1 protein-coding gene is annotated in these 1,454 nt (G+C 36.2%); it reads left to right on the top strand.

Annotation, left to right across the window (positions count from 1 at the left end):
- Positions 1-236: 236 nt before the first annotated feature.
- A partial coding sequence (locus tag Q1553_RS07160) for an AAA family ATPase (protein WP_300842859.1) occupies positions 237-1,454 on the top strand: 1,218 nt, incomplete at its 3' end.

Genomic DNA, 1,454 nt, shown 5'->3' with positions numbered 1-1,454 from the left:
TTACAAAAGTTAAAGAACATTTTTACTCTAAAGATTTTTAGCGCAAAAAAGGAAGCAAAATTATAGCAAAGAAAACTTAAGGGGAGGTTAAAGGGGGGAGGGGCTAAGAAAAAAGTGGTAAGATTTAGAGAATTGATAAAAATTATTTAAAAAATATTAGTAAATTATTATTATGAAACTTGACAATATAAGACTAAAGTTATATAATTTTGGCAATTTTAAACCAAGGAGTTTTTATGAATATCTTAGAAAAATTAACCAATACCTTACAAGAAACATTGGAACAAGGGGCTTCTCTTGCATTGCATAACAAAAATCAAGAAATTGAGCCGATTCATCTTTTTTGGGCAATGCTCACACATACCAACTCTTTATTAAACCAAGCTCTTAACCGCTTAAATTGCGATAAAAATGCATTAGAATTGGAAGCGAAAAGTCTTGCAGGTAATTTACCCAAAAGTAGCCAAGTCAGCAAGGAAAATTTAAGAATCTCAAAAAACCTACAAGAACTACTTAATACCGCTGATGGCTTGGCTATAAGTAATGGAGATTCCTATATTGCACTAGATACTTTTATTCTAAGCGCATTACAACACGATTCTATTAAACAGCTTTTTAGCAAATATTTGGATATTAATGAGCTAAAAAGGACTTTTGAAACAATGCGTGCAGGGGCGAAAATTGACTCACAAAGCGGTGATGAGAATTTAGAATCGCTAGAAAAATTTGGCATTGACTTAACCCAAAAAGCCATTGAGGGCAAACTAGACCCTGTTATCGGTAGAGATGAAGAAATAACCCATATGATGCAGATTCTTATCCGCAAGACGAAAAACAATCCGATTTTACTTGGAGAACCTGGGGTTGGAAAAACTGCGGTTGTAGAGGGGCTTGCGCAAAGAATCGTAAAAAAAGAAGTTCCGATATCTTTGCAAAATAAACGCGTCATTGCTCTTGATATGAGTGCTTTGATTGCGGGTGCAAAGTACCGCGGAGAGTTTGAAGATAGACTTAAAAAAGTTATTGATGAAGTCAAAAAAAGCGGAAATATTATTTTGTTTATTGATGAAATCCATACCATTGTAGGTGCAGGCGCGAGTGAGGGAAGTATGGACGCTGCAAACATTCTTAAACCCGCCCTTGCTAGAGGAGAATTACACACCATTGGCGCAACAACCCTTAAGGAATATCGCAAATACTTTGAAAAAGACGCTGCTTTGCAAAGGAGATTCCAACCCATAACTTTAAATGAGCCCAATGTGAATGAAGCCTTGCAAATTTTACGCGGAATCAAAGAGAGATTAGAAGCACACCACAATGTAACCATCACTGATAGTGCATTAGTAGCGGCTGCTAAACTCTCTAATCGTTACATCACAGATAGATTCTTGCCCGATAAAGCCATTGATTTGATTGACGAAGCAGCAGCAGAGCTTAAAATGCAAATAGAATCC

This window comes from Helicobacter sp. UBA3407, assembly GCF_949747025.1.
In the GTDB taxonomy this organism is placed as follows: domain Bacteria; phylum Campylobacterota; class Campylobacteria; order Campylobacterales; family Helicobacteraceae; genus Helicobacter_D; species Helicobacter_D ganmani.
This window is presented reverse-complemented; position numbering and strand designations above follow the sequence as displayed.